Below are 18,165 nucleotides of genomic sequence, written 5' to 3'. Positions count from 1 at the left end.
GTGCCTCCGTGAGGGGTTAACTGGGTCCGGGGGCCGTCCGCGTGCGGACGGCCCCCGGACCACCGCCGCCGCCGGATGACCGACGGCGGCGGGTTACGGCCGAGTGGGGTGGGGCCCGCAGGCGATTACTTGACGGTCACGCCAGTGAGCTCCAGGTCACCGTGGAAGTCGACCGCGACGTTGTCGACGCCCTCACCGTGGCCACCGTTGATGCGGTAGTACCACAGCGGGATGGCCGGCATCTCCTCGAGCAGCTTCTTCTCGACCTCCTGGTAGCCCTTCACGGCCTCTTCCAGGGAGTTCGCCTTGTCCGCCTCCGCCATCATCTTGTCGATCTCCTTGTTGGAGAAACGACCGTTGTTGGACTCGGCGTTGGTGTGGTAGAGCTCCTTGATGAAGTTGACGTTGACCGGGTAGTCGGCCACCCAGCCACCGCGGTACATCGACTTCACCTGGTCGTTGTCACGGGCCTCGAGGTCCGTGGGGAAGTCCGGCTTGGCGTCGCCGACGCAGTCGACACCGGTCGCCTTGCGGATGGACTCGCAGACCGCGGTCACCCACTCCTTGTGGCCGCCGTCGGTGTTGTACTGGATGAACAGCTTGTTGTCCGGGACGCCGCCACCCTCCTGGATGAGCTTCTTCGCCTTCTCCGGGTTGTACGTGAAGATGTCCGTGCCCAGGTCCTGGTTGCCCTTGACCTGCGGCGGCGTGAAGCTCGTCGCGGGGGTACGCGTGTTGTTCAGGACGGTCTTGGTGATCGTGTTGCGGTCGATCGCCATCGACAGACCCTGGATGACCTTCGGGTCGATGTCCTTGAAGGTCTTGCTGTAGAACGCCGGGACCAGCGACTGGATGGCCGCGTACGGCTGCTCGATGGCGCCGTCGCCCAGGTCCTGCTTGTACTTCGGCAGGTCCGTCGGGCCGACCTGGCGGATGATGTCCAGGTTGCCGGAGACGACGTCCTGGTACGCGGCCTCGAGGGTCGCGTAGTTCTTGAACTGGATGCCCTTGTTCGCAGCCTTGTTCGGACCCTTGTAGTCAGGGTTGGCCGCGACCTGGATCAGCTTCTTGTGGGTCCACTTCTCGAACTTGTACGGACCGTTGCCGACCGGCTTCTGGCCGAACGCCTTCGGGTCGTCGTAGAAGACCTTCGGCAGCGGCGCGAACGTCGCGTAGCCGAGCTTGTAGTTGAAGTACGGGACCTTGTCCTTCAGCTCGATCGTGAAGGTGGTGTCGTCCACGACCTTCAGACCGGACATCTTGTCGGCCTTCGGGTCACCCTTCTCCGGGTGCACGTCGTCGTAGCCGGCGATGTCACCGAACCAGAACGCGTTCTGCTGGTTGTTCTTGACGTTCGCGTACCAGTTCCACGCGTCGACGTACGACTGCGCGGTGACGGCCTCGCCGTTGTGGAACTTCCAGCCCGCCTTGAGCTTGACGGTCCAGGTCTTCGAGTCCTCCGTCGTCACCGACTCCGCGTTGGTGTAGACGATCTCGCCCTTGTTGTCGAAGTCCAGCAGCTGCGTGAAGAGCGCCTGGATGACGTAGGAGCCGTTGCTCTCGTTCGTGTCGGCCGGGATCAGCGGCTTCTGCGGCTCGCCGACGTCGATCGAGACGTAGCCGGCCGGCTTGCCCGACGTGTTCTTCTTGCCCTCATCACCGCTGCCGCCGCCACAGGCAGTGGCCGCCAGGGCGACAACGATCGCTCCCGCGACCCACTTGGCGCTCTTGGCACCACGCATGGGTTCCTCCTCATGAGTCCACTTGTCACTACAAGAGGGGCACATTTCTACGCGCGCTGACACCCCTGACAGCGTTCGTCAAGTGCCCCGAGTGTGCTCGTGAGTCGGCGCTCCCCACAGCGCATGACCCATTGACCCGAGCTCAATGGAGCCAACTATTAAGTAGGACAGGCTTGTAAACCACACCTAAAGGGTCTCGTTTTGACAACATCAGAGGGGCACTCCAGCCCGAAATCCGGACAAAGCGATCCCAGACAGACACCCGCGAAACGGACCCTTAACACATGTTCCGGAGTGCGACGGCCGATATACGGACACTCGGACCATGAAAAGAAGTTGACGAACGGCCCGGCCCTCCACAGTCTCTGCGGAGGGCCGGGCCGTGTGTTCAGCTGTTTTGCCAGAGCTTTGGCGATCCGTCAGCCGTGCTTGGCACGCGAGGCGGCGCGACCGCGCTCCTTCTGGTCCAGGACGACCTTGCGGATGCGGACGGCCTCCGGGGTCACCTCGACGCACTCGTCGTCGCGGCAGAACTCCAGCGACTGCTCCAGCGAGAGCTTGCGCGGCGGGACGATCGCCTCGAACGAATCGGCCGAGGACGACCGCATGTTGGTGAGCTTCTTCTCCTTGGTGATGTTCACGTCCATGTCGTCGGAGCGCGAGTTCTCGCCGACGATCATGCCCTCGTACACCTCGGTGCCGGGCTCGGTGAACAGCACGCCGCGCTCCTGAAGGTTCGTCATCGCGAACGCGGTGACGGCGCCGGAGCGGTCGGCGACGAGCGAGCCGTTGTTCCGGGTCTGCAGGGGGCCGAACCAGGGCTCGTGACCCTCGTGGATGGAGTGCGCGATACCGGTGCCGCGGGTGTTCGTCAGGAACTCCGTACGGAAGCCGATCAGACCGCGGGACGGGACGATGAACTCCATCCGGACCCAGCCGGAGCCGTGGTTCGACATGTTGTCCATGCGGCCCTTGCGGACGCCCATGAGCTGCGTCACAGCGCCCATGTGCTCCTCGGGCACGTCGATCGTCATGCGCTCGACCGGCTCGTGGACCTTGCCGTCGACCTCCTTGGTGACGACCTGCGGCTTGCCGATGGTCAGCTCGAAGCCCTCGCGGCGCATCTGCTCGACCAGGATCGCCAGCGCCAGCTCGCCGCGGCCCTGCACCTCCCAGGCGTCGGGGCGCTCGGTGTCCAGCACGCGCAGCGAGACGTTACCGATCAGCTCGCGGTCGAGACGGTCCTTCACCTGGCGGGCCGTGACCTTGCGGTCCTTGACCGCCGCCTTCGCGTCGGCGCCCTTGCCGGTGCCGCCACGGCCGACCAGCGGCGACGTGTTGGTGCCGACGGTCATCGAGATCGCGGGCTCGTCGACCGTGATCAGCGGCAGGGCGATCGGGTTCTCCGGGTCGGCCAGGGTCTCGCCGATCATGATGTCCGGGATACCGGCGACGGCGCAGATGTCACCGGGGCCGGCCACCTCCGCCGGCTTGCGGGTGAGCGCCTCGGTCATCATCAGCTCGGAGATGCGGACGTTCGAGATCGTGCCGTCGCGCTTGATCCAGGCGACGGTCTGACCCTTGCGCAGCTCACCCTGCTCGACGCGGAGCAGCGCGATACGGCCGAGGAAGTTGTCGGCGTCGAGGTTGGTGACGTGAGCCTGCAGCGGGGCGGACTCGTCGTACTCGGGGGCCGGGACGGTGTCGAGCAGCGTGGAGAAGAACGGCTCCAGGCTGTCGCTGTCGGTCGGGACGGTGCCGTCCTCGGGCTTGGTCAGCGACGCGACACCGTCACGGGCGCACGCGTAGACGATCGGGAACTCGATCTGCTCCTCGGTGGCGTCCAGGTCCAGGAACAGGTCGTACGTCTCGTCGACGACCTCGGCGATCCGGGAGTCGGGGCGGTCCGTCTTGTTGATGCACAGGATCACCGGCATCTTCGCGGCGAGAGCCTTGCGCAGCACGAAACGCGTCTGCGGGAGCGGCCCCTCGGAGGCGTCGACGAGGAGGACGACCGCGTCGACCATCGACAGACCACGCTCGACCTCGCCACCGAAGTCGGCGTGACCGGGGGTGTCGATGATGTTGATGGTGATCGGGACCCCGCCGTCCTTGGGGTGGTACTTCACGGCGGTGTTCTTCGCCAGGATCGTGATGCCCTTCTCACGCTCCAGGTCGTTCGAGTCCATCATGCGGTCGTCGAGCTGCTCGGCGGCGTGCGCGGCGAAGGCACCGGCCTGCTTGAGCATGGCGTCGACCAGGGTGGTCTTGCCGTGGTCGACGTGGGCGACGATGGCTACGTTACGGATGTCGTGGCGCGTGGGCATGCGTGCAGGCGCTTCTCTCGATCGTGGGATCAGGCGTTGGATGGGATTTACCCGTCCGCCCGCCGGGCGGACACGCCACGGCTGTTCCTATGGTACGGGGCCGCCGGGACACGGGCTCCCCGGAACGATCGGGTCCGGGGCGAACGAGGCGGGGATCACGCCGCGGCAGGGGCGGTGCCGGTACGGCGGGGCGGGCGGACACACAGGGGTGAGCCCGGGTCGAGGGTCGGCATGAGCTTGCCCGCCGGCATGACCGGCGGGCAAGGAACTTGAGCCAGTTCTGAGGTTGTGACCTGCTGTTTTCTACTTCTTGGCAGCGGCGCCGGGCTTTTTGAACCCGATGTCCTGGTACCGCGGGTCGGCGAACCCGAACGCTCCCGCATTGACCACGTTCTTGCGTGCCGCGACCAGCTCGGGGCGCTGGTAGAGCGGGATGGAACCCGCCGCGGCCCAGATCCTGGCGTCGGCCCTGCGCATCAGATCGCGGGCGGCGTCCTTGTCCAGCTCCCCGGCGGCCTGGGTGAAGAGCTGGTCGATGTAGTCGGTACCCACCCGTGTGTAGTTCTGCTCGACCAGGAGCGAGCCGTCGGAGGCCGGCTTCGGCTTGGCGTAGATCGGCCTGGCGTCGGTCGCCGGGTAGGGGCTGGACGGCCAGGAGTAGAGGGCCAGGTCGTAGTCGCCGGAGGCGATGTGGTCCTTGAAGAAGCTGGCGTCGTCGACCTTGACGATCTCCGTCCGCACCCCGATCCGGTCGAGCATCTGAGCGATCTTGTCGCCGACGGTGCGCAGGACCTCGGAGCCGGGCCCGGACGGCAGCACGAAGCGGAGGCTGAGCGGCTTTCCGTCCTTGCCGAGCGCACCGCCCGCTGCGGCCTGGCCGGGTGCCGCGGTGCCGAGCGGGGCGTAGGCGCCGGCCACACCGCGCTTCTCCTGGGCGTTCTTGCCGGTCTTGTCCGCTCCGCCGTCCTTGTCGGCGGATGCTGCCGCGTTCGCCGCGTCGTCGCGGAGCGAGGCGGCCTGGCGGCGCAGGGCGAGGCTCTGGAGGGCCGCGCCGGGTGCCGGGGCGAGGATGTGCGTGGCGCGGGAGCCGGCGCGGGGGTCGCGTCCGGCGGGCTTGTCGTCGCCGACGATGTAGAGGCCCTCGTTCGAGGCGACGTCCCTTTCCTTCTCCGGCTTCTTCTCCGACGCCGCCTCGGCGGGCTTCAGCTTCGCGGAGGACGCCGGTGACGGCTCGGCGGAGGCCCTGCCCCCGTCACCCTTCTTCTCGTCCTCCTTCTCACTCTTCCTGTCGCCCGCCTTCTCGTCCTCGCCCTTGGCCCCGGCCTCGCCGCCGGCCTTGGCCGGCCCCTCGAGCAATCCGTCGGGCGTCCAGCCGGCGTCGGCGAGCAGCGCCTGCGCCTCCTGGGTGTCCTGCTCCCCGAGGGCGGCGCTGTTGTCCGTGTAGGCGGCCTGGCCCGCCAGCGCCAGGTGACTGCCGGGCGGCTCTGCGGGCAGACCGAGCGGGGTGAGCACGGCCTCGGCCAGCTCCTTGCGGTTCAGTGCGCGGGCGATCGCCCGGCGCACCCGGTCGTCGGCGAGCGGCCCGGACTCACCGTTCAGCGCGAGCTGGGTGTAGGCCGGCTCCAGGGACTTGCGGACCTCGTACTTACTGAGGGCCGACTGCTCCTTCGCGTACTTCTTCTCGGCCTCGGCCGCCCGCTTGCGGGCCTCCTGCGCGACTTCGGCCAGCTCCTCGTCGGAGCCGTGGGCCAGGGCCCAGGACTTCAGCGCGGCGGACGGGGCGGTGGCGGCGGGACCGTAGGCGAGCGGGCGGCCGCCGCGTCCGGCGTCCTTCACCGCGTAGGAGATTCGTTCCGCCGCCGACGGGTCGATGTCCGCCAGGTCGATCTGCTCGGCGGCGAGGGCGGTGACGCGCTTGTCGCGCGGGACCGCCGTCAGGACCAGCTTGTCGAGCTTGGGCCGGTCCCCCCACCAGCGGGGGTTGCGCACCAGGGTCGTCGTGGCGGCCTCACGGTCGATCCCGGAGATCCGGAAGGGGCCGGCCGTCGCCTTGAGCTCGGTGCGGGCGCCGTCGTTGAAGGAGTCCGGGGTCCCCGTCACGTCCTTGGGGTAGAGCGGCGTGAACAGCGACCGCCAGTCCGCGTAGGGCTTGGTGAAGGTCACCTTGACCTCGAGGTCGCTCGCGCCGCGCTCGATCTTCTGGATCCGGTCGTACCCGGCGTTGCGGGCCGTCCAGTACGAGGAATCCTTTCCGCTCAGGGCGCGCCACTGGGCGAGGAAGTCGGGCGCGCCGATCTCGCGGCCGTCGCTCCACACGGCCTGCTGGTTGAGCTTGTAGAGCACGACCTGCTTGGGCTCGCGCTCGACGGTCTCGGCCGATTCCAGATAGTCCGGATTGCGCTGCGGCTGCCCGTTCTCGTCGAGGACGAAGAGGGCGGGCAGCACAGCGCCGGCGATCCGGCTCGTGGTGGCGTTCGCGTCGGCCTGGAAGGTGTTGAGGGTGGCGGGCATCGCGTCGACGGCCCAGCGCAGGGTGCCTCCGTCCTCGACGAGGTCGCGATCGGCGGGCGAGATGTCCTGGGCCGGGGGCTTCCCCCGGCTCTGCTCCTCACCCGAGCTGCAGCCGGCGAGAACGGGGAGTACCAGCACTCCGCTCGCGAGCAGTGCGACGGGGCGGAGCCTTCGGGAGCATGTCCGCCCGCGGGGGGCTTCGACCTGGGACATGGCTTGTACCTCTTCGTCCTGTTTCGTCGAATTTAGAGATGATCACACCGATTCCCCTCACTGAAGTGGAGCGGGCGCCGCGCCGGACGGAGGCGCGGCGGGCGCGGCGCCAAGGCCACCCGTGCGGGGGAACCCGGAACGCCGCACAACCGGACACAAAGGGCGAATATGGGGGGAGTGAGACAACCACCACAAGGGGCGCGCTGGTAGCGCGTGCGCCGGGAATGCCCGTACGTCCCCTTCACAAGGGGGATGTGACGCGCGACACTCGCAGGCGCATGAACGACGCCACCGCACCCTGCGGAAGTGAGGGCAAGTCATGTCACACCAGGAAGATCTGGCGGCGGTCCAGAGCCGTCTCGACGAGCTGGTCCGACGCGTCGGAGAACTGGAGCAGACCGTCGACCGGCTGCGTGCCTCCGGCCCGGTCACGCCCGCCCCCTCTCGGGCCGCCACGGCCCGCACCGAACTGGTCACCATCCCGGACGCCCCGTACGACAACGCCCTGTGGACGGACTCCGACGACGAGGGGCTGGGAGTCCGCGACCGGCACGCGCCCTGACCGGCCCGGACGGCAGGACCGGCCCGTAGCAGGCCGGTGAGGCCGCCGGCCGGGTCCACACTCCGATCCCACTCCACCCGGAGCCTTCGTTGGCCACTGGTACCGAACCACCCCACGTCAATACGGGCGTGCACGAGGCCACGCGAGCCACCATCGCCCCCGGCCATCTGCGGACGGACCGCTGGTGGCTGGCCCCGGCCCTGACCGCCGCCGGGCTGCTCGCCTTCATCGTCTACTCGACATGGCGGGCCTTCGCGAACGACGACTACTACGCGGCGCCGTACGTCTCACCGTTCTACTCGCCCTGTCTGGCGGAGAACTGCGAACCGATGCGCGCGGGGCCCAACTGGGAGATCTTCGGCAGCTGGTGGGGGCTCTCCCCCGCGCTGCTGATCCTGATCTTCCCGCTCGGCTTCCGGCTGACCTGCTACTACTACCGCAAGGCCTACTACCGGGGCTTCTGGGCCTCTCCCCCGGCCTGCGCCGTCGCCGAGCCGCACAAGAAGTACACCGGCGAGACCCGCTTCCCGCTGATCCTGCAGAACATCCACCGGTACTTCTTCTACGCGGCCGTGCCGGTCGCCGGGATCCTCACCTACGACACGGTGCTGGCCTTCCGCGACGAGAACTACGAGTGGGGCCACATGGGCCTCGGCACTCTCGTGTTCCTCGTCAACATCGTCCTGATCTGGGCGTACACCCTCTCGTGCCACTCCTGCCGGCACATCATCGGCGGCAGACTGCGGCACTTCTCCAAACACCCGGTGCGCTACCGCCTCTGGGACTGGGTCGGCAGGCTGAACGCCCGTCATATGCAGCTCGCCTGGGCATCACTGCTCAGCGTCGCGCTGGCCGACTTCTACGTCTACCTCGTCGCGTCCGGCGTCTTCGACGATCCGAGGCTGTTCTAGATGGCTGTTGCAGAGGGAAGGACCCGATGACTGAACTGGAACGGCAGCAGTGGGACGTCGTCGTGGTGGGCGCGGGGGGTGCGGGCCTGCGCGCCGCCATCGAGGCGCGCGAGCGGGGCGCGCGCACGGCGGTGATCTGCAAGTCCCTGTTCGGCAAGGCGCACACGGTCATGGCGGAGGGCGGCATCGCCGCCTCCATGGGCAACGTCAACGCGGGCGACAACTGGCAGGTGCATTTCCGCGACACGATGCGCGGCGGGAAGTTCCTCAACCAGTGGCGGATGGCCGAGCTGCACGCCCGTGAGGCGCCCGACCGGGTGTGGGAGCTGGAGACCTGGGGCGCGCTCTTCGACCGCACCAAGGACGGCAGGATCTCGCAGCGCAACTTCGGCGGCCACGAGTACCCACGCCTCGCCCACGTCGGCGACCGGACCGGGCTCGAACTGATCCGCACGCTCCAGCAGAAGATCGTCTCGCTGCAGCAGGAGGACAAACGGGAGCTCGGCGACTACGAGGCCGGCCTGAAGGTCTTCCAGGAGTGCACGGTCACCCAGGTCCTCAAGGGTGACGGCCGGGTGGCCGGGGTCTTCTGCTACGAGCGGGAGACGGGCCGTTTCTTCGTCCTCGAGGCGCCCTCCGTCATTCTCGCCACGGGCGGCATCGGCAAGTCCTTCAAGGTGACCTCCAACTCCTGGGAGTACACCGGTGACGGGCACGCCCTGGCGCTGCTGGCGGGCGCCCCGCTGCTCAACATGGAGTTCGTGCAGTTCCATCCGACGGGCATGGTCTGGCCGCCGTCGGTGAAGGGCATCCTCGTGACCGAGTCGGTCCGCGGCGACGGCGGGGTGCTGCGGAACTCCGAGGGCAAGCGGTTCATGTTCGACTACGTCCCCGATGTCTTCAAGGAGAAGTACGCACAGTCGGAGGACGAGGGCGACCGCTGGTACGAGGACCCGGACAACAACCGCCGTCCTCCCGAGCTGCTGCCCCGCGACGAGGTGGCGCGGGCGATCAACTCCGAGGTCAAGGCCGGCCGCGGTTCCCCGCACGGCGGGGTGTTCCTCGACGTCTCCACCCGGATGCCGGCCGATGTCATCCGGCGCCGGCTGCCGTCGATGTACCACCAGTTCAAGGAGCTGGCGGACGTGGACATCACGGCCGAGGCCATGGAGGTCGGCCCCACCTGCCACTACGTGATGGGCGGCATCGCCGTCGAGTCCGACACCGCCGCCGCTCACGGCGTGCCCGGGCTGTTCGCGGCCGGTGAGGTCGCCGGCGGGATGCACGGCTCCAACCGCCTCGGCGGCAACTCCCTGTCCGACCTGCTCGTCTTCGGCCGCCGAGCCGGACTGCACGCGGCCGAGTACGCCCAGCGGCTCCCCGCACGGCCCGCGGTCGACGAGAGCAGGATCGAGGCGGCGGCGGCGGAAGCACTGCGCCCGTTCAGCGCGGAGGGTCCGGCGGACGGGCGGGCCCCGGAGAACCCGTACACGCTGCACCAGGAACTCCAGCAGACGATGAACGACCTGGTCGGCATCATCCGGCGGGCCGGCGAGATGGAGCAGGCCCTGGAGAAGCTGGCCGAACTGCGGGTGCGGGCGAGCCGCGCCGGGGTCGAGGGGCACCGGCAGTTCAACCCCGGCTGGCACCTGTCCCTCGACCTGCGGAACATGCTGCTGGTCAGCGAATGCATCGCACGGGCGGCGCTGGAGCGTACGGAGAGCCGCGGCGGTCACACCCGCGAGGACTGCCCCGGCATGGAGCGCGAATGGCGCCGGACCAACCTGGTGTGTCGGCTGGCCCCGGCCACCGGCGATCCGGCGAGCGCCCGGATCGAGCTGGAACGGAAGACGACCGAGCCCATCCGTCCGGACCTGCTCGCCCTCTTCGAGAAGGAAGAGCTGGTCAAGTACCTCGCCGAAGAGGAGCTGACCGAGTGAGTGCGTACCGAGCCCACTTCAGGGTCTGGCGGGGTGACCAGGACGGCGGCGGTCTGGAGGACTTCACCGTCGAGGTGAACGACGGTGAGGTCGTCCTCGACATCATTCACCGCCTCCAGGCCACCCAGGCGTCCGATCTCGCCGTCCGCTGGAACTGCAAGGCCGGCAAGTGCGGATCGTGCAGCGCCGAGATCAACGGCCGTCCGCGTCTGCTGTGCATGACCCGTATGTCGGTCTTCTCGCGGGAGGAGACGATCACGGTGACCCCGCTGCGCGCCTTCCCCGTGGTGCGGGACCTGGTGACCGACGTCTCCTTCAACTACGCCAAGGCCAGGGAGATCCCGTCCTTCGTGCCGCCGCCGGGTGTCGCGGCCGGTGAGTACCGGATGCAGCAGATGGACGTGGAACGGTCGCAGGAGTTCCGCAAGTGCATCGAGTGCTTCCTGTGCCAGGACACCTGCCATGTGGTGCGCGACCACGAGGAGAACAAGCAGGCCTTCGCCGGCCCGCGCTTCCTGATGCGGGTGGCGGAGCTGGACATGCACCCGCTGGACGCGGCCGCGGATGCGGGGCTCGACCGCAGGACGACGGCCCAGGACGAACACGGGCTCGGCTACTGCAACATCACCAAGTGCTGTACGGAGGTCTGCCCGGAAGGCATCAAGATCACGGACAACGCGCTGATCCCGCTGAAGGAACGGGCCGCGGACCGCAAGTACGACCCGCTGGTGTGGCTGGGCAACAGGATCAGGCGACGGGAGAGCTGACCGTCCGGGTCTGCCCGCTGATCGTGCGAGAGCGCACGGCCAGCGGGCAGACCCGTCAGCACCACCCCTTGCGGCAGGCCCGTCAGCACCACCCCTCGCGGTAGGCTCGCCAGTCGCCCTCCTCCGCCGCGAAGTCCACGTACAGCGCGACGCCGAAACGTTTCCGGTCGCGGTCCGTGCGCCCGAGGCCGAGGCGGGTGCCGCGGACCGCGGCCGCGACCGTCTCCGCGTTCTCGTGGTGCCCCAGGTCGTCCTCGTGGAAGAACGGCAGGCCCATCAGCAGATCGGTGCTCTCGGGCGTGACCTCGAGCGCCAGCTCCGTCTGGTGCGCGACATAACCGCCGTACATGAACTCCAGCGGCATCCAGGTGTCGTAGGACATGACCGCGATCTGGTCGACGCGCCGCGCCACCTCGCCGAAGAACTCCTGCGACCACCACTTCTCGCGGCCCGTGACCGTCGCGTTCACGCTGTGGGCGGCCGGCAGCGGGTCGATCTGGTGGGCGGCGACCGACAGCTGCGCGTCGCGGTCCAGCGTCAGGGTGCGCAGTGCGGCGAGCAGCGACAGATAGTCGCCGTCGCCGGAGAGCAGCGGCTCGAGGTCGAAGTGGACCCCCTCGAAGCCGGTGTCCAGGATCTGCCCGGCGGACACCACCACCGCGTCGCGCGTCCTCTTGTCGTCGAGGTGCAGTCCGTCCGGACCGTCGTTCGCGAGTACGTCGCCGAGCCACGCCTGGACCCGTATGCCCGGCATCTCGCGGTGCACGGCGTCGATGAACCACCGGGCACGGGGATGGCGGTCGGCGGGCAGCGTGCCGTCGTGCTCCAGCGGGCCGGCGTGCACATACAGGTCCTTGATGCCGGTGCCGCGGATCCGCTCGGCGAAGTCCCGCACGTCCGCCTCCTTCTTACGGCCGTCCACCCATGCGTGGCCGAGCCAGACGGCGTCGTTGCCGCGGGTACGGGTGCCGTCCCGGAGGTCACCCGTGTAGTTGACGCGCAGCGCGACCGCTGCGGCGGCCGGCGGGACGAGCAGGACCACCGCCAGCGCGAGCGCGATCCGCTTGGGCCACTTCAGCCGGGGGCTCCGCCATCTCCGTCGCAGCGCCGCGGCCCTGCCCGCGGGCCGCGCGCCTGTTCCCGTTGCCGTCCCGTCGTTGATCTCCATGCGGTGCAGGACCGCCGCCGGGCGCCCGTGGTTCCCGACCGCGTCCGGTCGCGGCGGGACAGACGGCGACTTAGCCTCCGAAATGTGATGCGAACAGCCGCCCGGATCTTCCTCGCCGTGCTGACGGCGGCATGGTGGCTGGTCGTGCCCGCCGCAGGCCCGGTCACGGCCGACGACCCGGTCGACCTCTCCCGGCAGGGCCAGATCACCGACCGCGTGGGCGCGCTCGACGACCGCGAGGCCCAGGTGTCCCGGGCGCTGGACCGCCTCTACGACGAGCAGCGGCTGCAGCTCTTCGTCGTCTACGTGACGGACTTCTCCGGCCGGTCCGCCCAGGAGTGGACCGCCGCGACAGCCGCCAGGAACGGTTTGGGGCAGGAGGACGCCCTGCTGGCCGTCGCCACCCGCGACCGGCAGTACGCGTACTGGGTCGACGACGCCTCCCGCCTGACCGACGCCCAGCTGGCGGAGGTCTCGGCGACGGCTGTGGAGCCCGCGCTGCAGGAGAACGACTGGGCGGGCGCCGCGATCGGCGCCGCCGACGGCTACGGCGCGGTGCTGGCCGGCAGGCCGGTACCGCGGGTGGACATCACGCCCGGCGAGGCCGACCCGGGATCGGGCGGGGGCGCGGGTACGGGCACGGGCGACCTGGTGCTTCCGATCGCGTTGCTCGGCGCCGCCGGCGCGTTCGCGGCGTACGCCTACACCAAACGCAGGCGGCGCACGGCCACCCGCACCACGCCGCAGGGCGGCCAGGAGGGCTGGGGCGCGCCGGAGCAGCCGCCGCTCCCCGAGCTCGACGCCAAGTCCAAGCAGGCGCTGGTGGACACCGACGACGCGGTACGCACCAGTCAGGAGGAACTCGGCTTCGCGGCCGCCCAGTTCGGCGACGAGGCGGCGCGGCCGTTCCAGGAGGCGGTGGAACACGCGCAGCAGGAGCTGACCGCCGCGTTCCGGCTGCGCCAGCAGCTCGACGACGCCTATCCGGAGGACGACGCCACCCGGCGCAGGATGCTCGAAGAGATCGTGGCCCGCTGCTCGGAGGCCAATCGCCGGCTCGATGCCGAGTCGGCGGACTTCGACCGGTTGCGCGACCTGGAACGGAACGCACCGCAGGCGCTGGAGGCCGCGGAAGCCGCATTCGAGGACGCCGACGGCCGCGTCGTCAGCGCGGAGGCCGCGCTCACTGTGATGCGCGAGCGGTACGCACCCTCGGCCGCGGCGCCCGTCGCGGACGACGTGGAGCAGGCCAAGGACCGGCTGGAGTTCGCGACGAGCAGTCTCGGCGAGGCCCGGCAGGCCGTCGAGGCCGACGACAACGGCCGGGCCGCCGTGCGGGTACGGGCGGCGGAGGCGGCCGTCGCCCAGGCCGGCCGGCTGATGGCGGCGGTCGACCGCCGGGCGCAGGAGCTGGCCGAAGCGGCCGGGAAGCTGCCGGGCGCGCTGACCGAGACGGAGACGGACCTGGCGGAGGCGCGCGGCCTGCTGAAGGGCACCGCGGAGGGCGCGTCGACCGCCACGCTCCAGGGCCGGATCGCCCGCGCGGAGGCTGTCGTCGCAGAGGTGCGCAGCGCGACGGAGACCGGCCCGTACGACCCCATCGACGCGCTGCGCCGCGTGGAGGAGGCGGACGCCGGCCTGGACGAGGCGCTGGCCGGGGCCCGGGAGCAGGAGCAGGGGACGCGGCGCGCCCGCGCCCTCCTGGAGCGGGCGATGCTCGGCGCGCGCTCCGGTACCGGCGCGGCGGCCGACTACATCACCACGCACCGCGGCGCCGTCGGCAGCGAGGCCCGGACCCGGCTGGCGGAGGCACAGCGGCGGCTGGAGCGGGCGCAGGCGCTGGCCGGCGACGACGGTAAGGGCGGCGATCCGCAGACCGCGCTGGCGGAGGCACGGCGGGCGGACTGGCTGGCGCAGCAGGCGCAGAGCCTCGCGGAGCGCGATGTCCGCGGATTCGGGAACCCGTACGGGCCGGGCGGTGTAACAGGAGTGGGAAGAGCGGGGGGCGGTCTCGGGGGCGCGGTGCTCGGCGGGATCCTCCTCGGCGGAATGCTCGGCGGGGGAAGGAGCGGGGGCCATGGCGGTCTCGGTGGTGGATTCGGTGGCGGGCCCGGCAGCTTCGGCGGCGGTGGCACCCGCGGCCGGATGGGCGGTGGCCGTTTCTGAGGCACATCGCCTGTGGCGAATGGTGCGGGAGTTACCCGTCTTGCGAAGGTTGCGACCGGCGTTCAAGGAGCAGTGGCATGACGAAGCAGACCGTTCTCGGGCGGGTGGCGCAGTTGGCGAAGGCCAACATCAACGCGCTGCTCGACCAGGCCGAGGACCCGCAGAAGATGCTCGACCAACTGATCCGCGACTACACGAACAACATCGTGGAGGCGGAGCAGGCCGTGGCGAGCACCATCGGCAATCTGCGCCTCCTGGAGCAGGACCACCAAGAGGACGTGGAGGCGGCCCGCGAATGGGGCGAGAAGGCGCTGGCGGCCAGCAGGAAGGCGGACGAGCTGCGGAGCTCGGGACAGACGGCGGACGCGGACAGGTTCGACAACCTGGCGAAGGTGGCGTTGGGCAGGCAGCTGCAGTCCGAGCGGGAGGCGAGGACCGCGGAGCCGACGATCGCCTCCCAGACGGCGGTCGTCGACAAGCTGAAGTCCGGTCTCGACGAGATGAAGGCGAAGCTGGGCCAGTTGCAGTCGAAGCGGGACGAGCTGGTGGCGAGAGCGAAGTCCGCGGAGGCGCAGAACCGCATGATGGACGCCGTGAAGAGCATCGACGTCCTCGACCCGACGAGCGAGCTGCACCGCTTCGAGGACAAGGTCCGGCGGGAGGAGGCGAAGGCACTGGGAAAGCAGGAACTCGCGGCCTCGTCACTGGACGCCCAGTTCGAACAGCTGGACAGCATGGGCGACACCGCGGAGATCGAGGCGCGCCTGGCCGCGCTGAAGACGGCGTAGGGCGTCGCGCCGGGTGCGGACGCGCCACTGCGCGAAGCGAAACCCGACCCGTCCGGGGGCACGCCGCTACACCTGGCGGCGCGGAAGGGAACGTCCACCACCGACCGCCAGGCGATAGGGGCGAGTTTGCGACCACCCCGCGGAGCCGCGGTGACCGGGGCCCTGCCGGAACGCGGTACCAGGCCCGGCCGGAGCCCGGCCCGCACGACGGGCCGCAAGTTCGGGCGCAGCCCGAACCACGCCGCAGGGCGTGGCGGACATGGGCGGAGCCCAGGGTCACGCCCGCAGGGCCAGGCCCGGGCGCGGGGCCCCCGCCCGCTGGGCGGGCCGGGGTCCGGGGCTTTGCCCCAGTCTCGGGAAGGGGCGGGGTGGGGGCGAGGTCCGCCGTCGGCGCACCGCACCGCAGCGCACACCCGGCGCCCCCTCGGCGTCCTCCGCGCCCTCGGCGTCCCCTCAGAACATGCTCAGCAGCTGCTCCACCGTCGGCTCCGCCGCCCCCTCTCCGTCCGGCAGCGCCAGCTCGAACCACACCGTCTTGCCGCGCGGCGTCCGTCGCGAGCCCCATGCCGCGCTCAGCAGACCGACCAGTTGCAGTCCGCGTCCGCCCTCGTCCGTGTCGCGTGCCCGTCGGCGCCTGGGCTGTACCAGGCCCGCGTCCCACACCTCGCACACCAGCGTCCGGTCCTGCAGCAGCCGCAGCCGGATCTCGCCCTCGCCGTACCGCAACGCGTTGGTGACCAGCTCGCTGACGAGCAGTTCCACCGTGTCCACCAGGGCTTCGAGGCCCCAGGCCGTGAGCTGGCCGCGGGCCAGCTCACGGGCGCGGCCCACGGAGCGGGGCTCGCGCGGCAGCCGCCAGTCGCCGACGGCCTCGGCCGGCAGGCCCTGTATACGGGCCATCAGCAGCGCGATGTCGTCCTCGCCGTGCCGCGTGTCGAGTGCGCTGAGCACATGGTCGCAGACATCCTCCAGAGGGCGGACCGGGTCGGTGAGCGCCGTGCGGAAGGCCCGCAGACCTTCGTCGAGCGGATGGTCGCGGGACTCGACCAGCCCGTCGGTGTAGAGCGCGAGGAGGGAGCCCTCCGGCACTTCGACCTCGACCTCCTCGAAGGGTTCACCGCCCACGCCGAGCGGCATCCCCGGCGGTACGTCGAGCATCAGCGCCTCCTCCCCCGGCTCGACGAGCACGGGCGGCAGATGGCCCGCGTTGGCGAAGGTGCAGCGGCGCGTGACCGGGTCGTAGACGGCGTAGACGCAGGTGGCGAGATAGACCTCGGAGAGGTCCGCCTCGCGGGACTTGTGGGCGACGCGGGACGGGACCTGGGCCCCGCCCCGGGCACGGCCGGCCTTCGCGGGGCTGCCCAGACCCCGCGCGATCTCGTCGAGCGCCGAGAGCACCTCCGCCGGTTCCAGGTCCAGCAGCGCCAGCGTCCGTACGGCGGTGCGCAGTTCACCCATGGCGACGGCGGCCCGCAGACCCCGTCCCATGACGTCGCCGACGACCAGCGCGGTGCGGTGGCCCGGCAGCTCAATGACGTCGAACCAGTCGCCGCCCACCTCGGTCGCGGCGGTGCCCGGCAGATAGCGGCACGCGATGTCGAGGCCGGCGGCCTCCGGGTCGCCGGGCGGCAGCAGACTGCGCTGGAGGATGAGGGCGCGCTCGTGCTCCCTGCGGTACAGGCGGGCGTTGTCGATACAGACGGCGGCCCGGGCGGCGAGCTCGACCGCGAGTGCCCGGTCCCGCTCGCCGAACGGCTCGCTGCCCTTGGTGCGGGAGAACTGCACCAGTCCCACGACGGTGTCGTGCGCCACCATGGGGACGGCCAGCGTCGACTGGACGAGGCTGCCGTCCTCGCCCGGGACCGTCCGGACACGGGCTGTGCGCAGGGCCCCGGCGCAGGGGGAGTTGAACGGATAGCGGTGGACCTCACCGACCGCGGCGGGGGCGCTGCCTTCGGGTACGCAGCCCGGGGTGGTCATCAACGGGCCGTCGGAGACGGCGCTGGCGAAGGCGACCCGCCGCAGTTCCGCGCTGCCGCCGCCGTAGCTCTCCGACCTCGCCGAACCCCACTGACCGGGTGGGGCCTCGTCACCGGTGAGCAGCGCCTGGTACAGGTCGACGGAGGCGAGGTCACAGAAACCGGGGACCGCGACGTCGAGGAGTTCGCGGGCGGTGGTCTCCAGGTCGAGGGAGTTGCCGATGCGGGCGCTCGCCTCGTTGAGGAGGGCGAGGTTGCGGCGGGCGTTCGCGGCTTCGCGGGCGGCGATGTGACGGCGTGTGATGTCGGTGCCGAGCCCGGCCACACCGACGGGCCGGCCGGAACCGCCGTGCACGCGATAGAGGTTGATCGACCAGTGCCTGCGGTCCGTGCTCCCCGGTACCGTCCCGACGATCTGGAGGTCGGTGACGGACTCGCCGGTCTCCAGGACCCTGCGCAGGGCGGCGTCCATCCGTTCGGCCTCGGGACGGCAGAGATAGTCGTGGACCGTGCGGCCGCGGTGGTCGTCCGCGGCACCGCCGAAGACGGTGGCAAAGCGCTGGTTGGCGCGCTGCACGGTGAGATCGGTGCCGAAGAGCAGGAAACCGAAAGGAGATTGGCCGAATATGGCCTGCGATGCGGCGAGGTCGGACTCTATCCGCCGCAGCGCCCGGACGTCGACGACGATGCAGAGCGCCGCCTGTTCCCCCCCGGCCGTCCGACTGGGCATCACATAGATCTCGGCGAGGCCGTGGACCCGGCTGCCGCCCGGCATCCGGAACGGGACGAGTCCCGTCCACTCCTTGCCGTCGAGGATCTCCGCGACCTTGCGGCGTCCTCGCAGGCGAAGCTCCGCGGGCATGAAGACCTCGACCGGGTCCTTGCCTCTGACCTCGTCGGCGGTGATGCCGAACAGTTCCACGGCCCGGTCGCTCCACTGGTCGACCAGTCCGTCGTGACCGATCGAGAAGGAGGCCACCTTGATGTAGTCATAGATCGAGCCAGGCGGACTGCTCTGCCATACGACGTCGCTCGCCGTCTCAGGTATTTCGCTCACGCGACCGTCCCCTCCAGCTCACCCACCGGACCGG

At 70.2% G+C, this 18,165-nt stretch carries 11 protein-coding genes; 6 read left to right on the top strand and 5 right to left on the bottom strand.

The window, feature by feature from the left end; genetic code table 11:
* Window positions 1-125: 125 nt before the first annotated feature.
* The 3 genes from OGH68_RS23870 to OGH68_RS23860 form a co-directional block, all read right to left on the bottom strand.
* Complete coding sequence (locus OGH68_RS23870) at window positions 126-1,742, bottom strand: peptide ABC transporter substrate-binding protein (protein ID WP_264247005.1); 1,617 nt, start codon at window positions 1,740-1,742, stop codon at window positions 126-128.
* A gap of 419 nt (window positions 1,743-2,161) precedes the next feature.
* Window positions 2,162-4,069, bottom strand: a complete 1,908-nt coding sequence (typA, locus tag OGH68_RS23865) for a translational GTPase TypA (protein ID WP_264247004.1) — start codon at window positions 4,067-4,069, stop codon at window positions 2,162-2,164.
* A gap of 303 nt (window positions 4,070-4,372) precedes the next feature.
* On the bottom strand, window positions 4,373-6,793 hold the full coding sequence (locus OGH68_RS23860; protein ID WP_264247003.1) for an ABC transporter family substrate-binding protein: 2,421 nt from the start codon (window positions 6,791-6,793) through the stop codon (window positions 4,373-4,375).
* A gap of 319 nt (window positions 6,794-7,112) precedes the next feature.
* Between OGH68_RS23860 and OGH68_RS23855 the strand changes: the two genes are divergently transcribed.
* From OGH68_RS23855 to OGH68_RS23840, 4 genes are all read left to right on the top strand, one after another.
* Window positions 7,113-7,355 carry a hypothetical protein gene (locus OGH68_RS23855; RefSeq protein ID WP_264247002.1) on the top strand — a complete coding sequence of 81 codons (243 nt, stop codon included), beginning with the start codon at window positions 7,113-7,115 and terminating at the stop codon, window positions 7,353-7,355.
* An 89-nt stretch (window positions 7,356-7,444) separates the two neighbouring features.
* Window positions 7,445-8,266 carry a hypothetical protein gene (locus OGH68_RS23850; RefSeq protein WP_264247001.1) on the top strand — a complete coding sequence of 274 codons (822 nt, stop codon included), beginning with the start codon at window positions 7,445-7,447 and terminating at the stop codon, window positions 8,264-8,266.
* Between the two features lie 26 nt (window positions 8,267-8,292).
* Window positions 8,293-10,206, top strand: a complete 1,914-nt coding sequence (locus OGH68_RS23845; protein ID WP_264247000.1) for a fumarate reductase/succinate dehydrogenase flavoprotein subunit — start codon at window positions 8,293-8,295, stop codon at window positions 10,204-10,206.
* A complete protein-coding gene (locus OGH68_RS23840; protein ID WP_264246999.1) occupies window positions 10,203-10,973 on the top strand; it encodes a succinate dehydrogenase/fumarate reductase iron-sulfur subunit in 771 nt (256 codons plus the stop codon). The genes OGH68_RS23845 and OGH68_RS23840 overlap by 4 nt, the downstream gene beginning before the upstream one ends.
* An 82-nt stretch (window positions 10,974-11,055) precedes the next feature.
* Here the strand turns inward: OGH68_RS23840 and OGH68_RS23835 are convergent, their stop codons facing one another.
* Complete coding sequence (locus OGH68_RS23835) at window positions 11,056-12,141, bottom strand: hypothetical protein (RefSeq protein WP_264246998.1); 1,086 nt, start codon at window positions 12,139-12,141, stop codon at window positions 11,056-11,058.
* Between the two features lie 87 nt (window positions 12,142-12,228).
* On the opposite strand from OGH68_RS23835, the gene OGH68_RS23830 reads away from it, so the two are divergent.
* Together OGH68_RS23830 and OGH68_RS23825 are read left to right on the top strand one after the other, a co-directional pair.
* Window positions 12,229-14,307 carry a TPM domain-containing protein gene (locus tag OGH68_RS23830; protein ID WP_264250247.1) on the top strand — a complete coding sequence of 693 codons (2,079 nt, stop codon included), beginning with the start codon at window positions 12,229-12,231 and terminating at the stop codon, window positions 14,305-14,307.
* A 77-nt stretch (window positions 14,308-14,384) separates the two neighbouring features.
* Entirely contained in the window at window positions 14,385-15,095 is a 711-nt protein-coding gene (locus OGH68_RS23825; RefSeq protein WP_264246997.1) for a PspA/IM30 family protein, read from the top strand.
* A 453-nt stretch (window positions 15,096-15,548) separates the two neighbouring features.
* Here the strand turns inward: OGH68_RS23825 and OGH68_RS23820 are convergent, their stop codons facing one another.
* Window positions 15,549-18,131 (bottom strand): SpoIIE family protein phosphatase, encoded by a 2,583-nt coding sequence (locus OGH68_RS23820; protein WP_264246996.1) that lies wholly within the window; start codon window positions 18,129-18,131, stop codon window positions 15,549-15,551.
* Window positions 18,132-18,165 lie beyond the last annotated feature (34 nt).

This window comes from Streptomyces peucetius, from assembly GCF_025854275.1.
GTDB classification, from domain to species: domain Bacteria; phylum Actinomycetota; class Actinomycetes; order Streptomycetales; family Streptomycetaceae; genus Streptomyces; species Streptomyces peucetius_A.
This window is presented reverse-complemented; position numbering and strand designations above follow the sequence as displayed.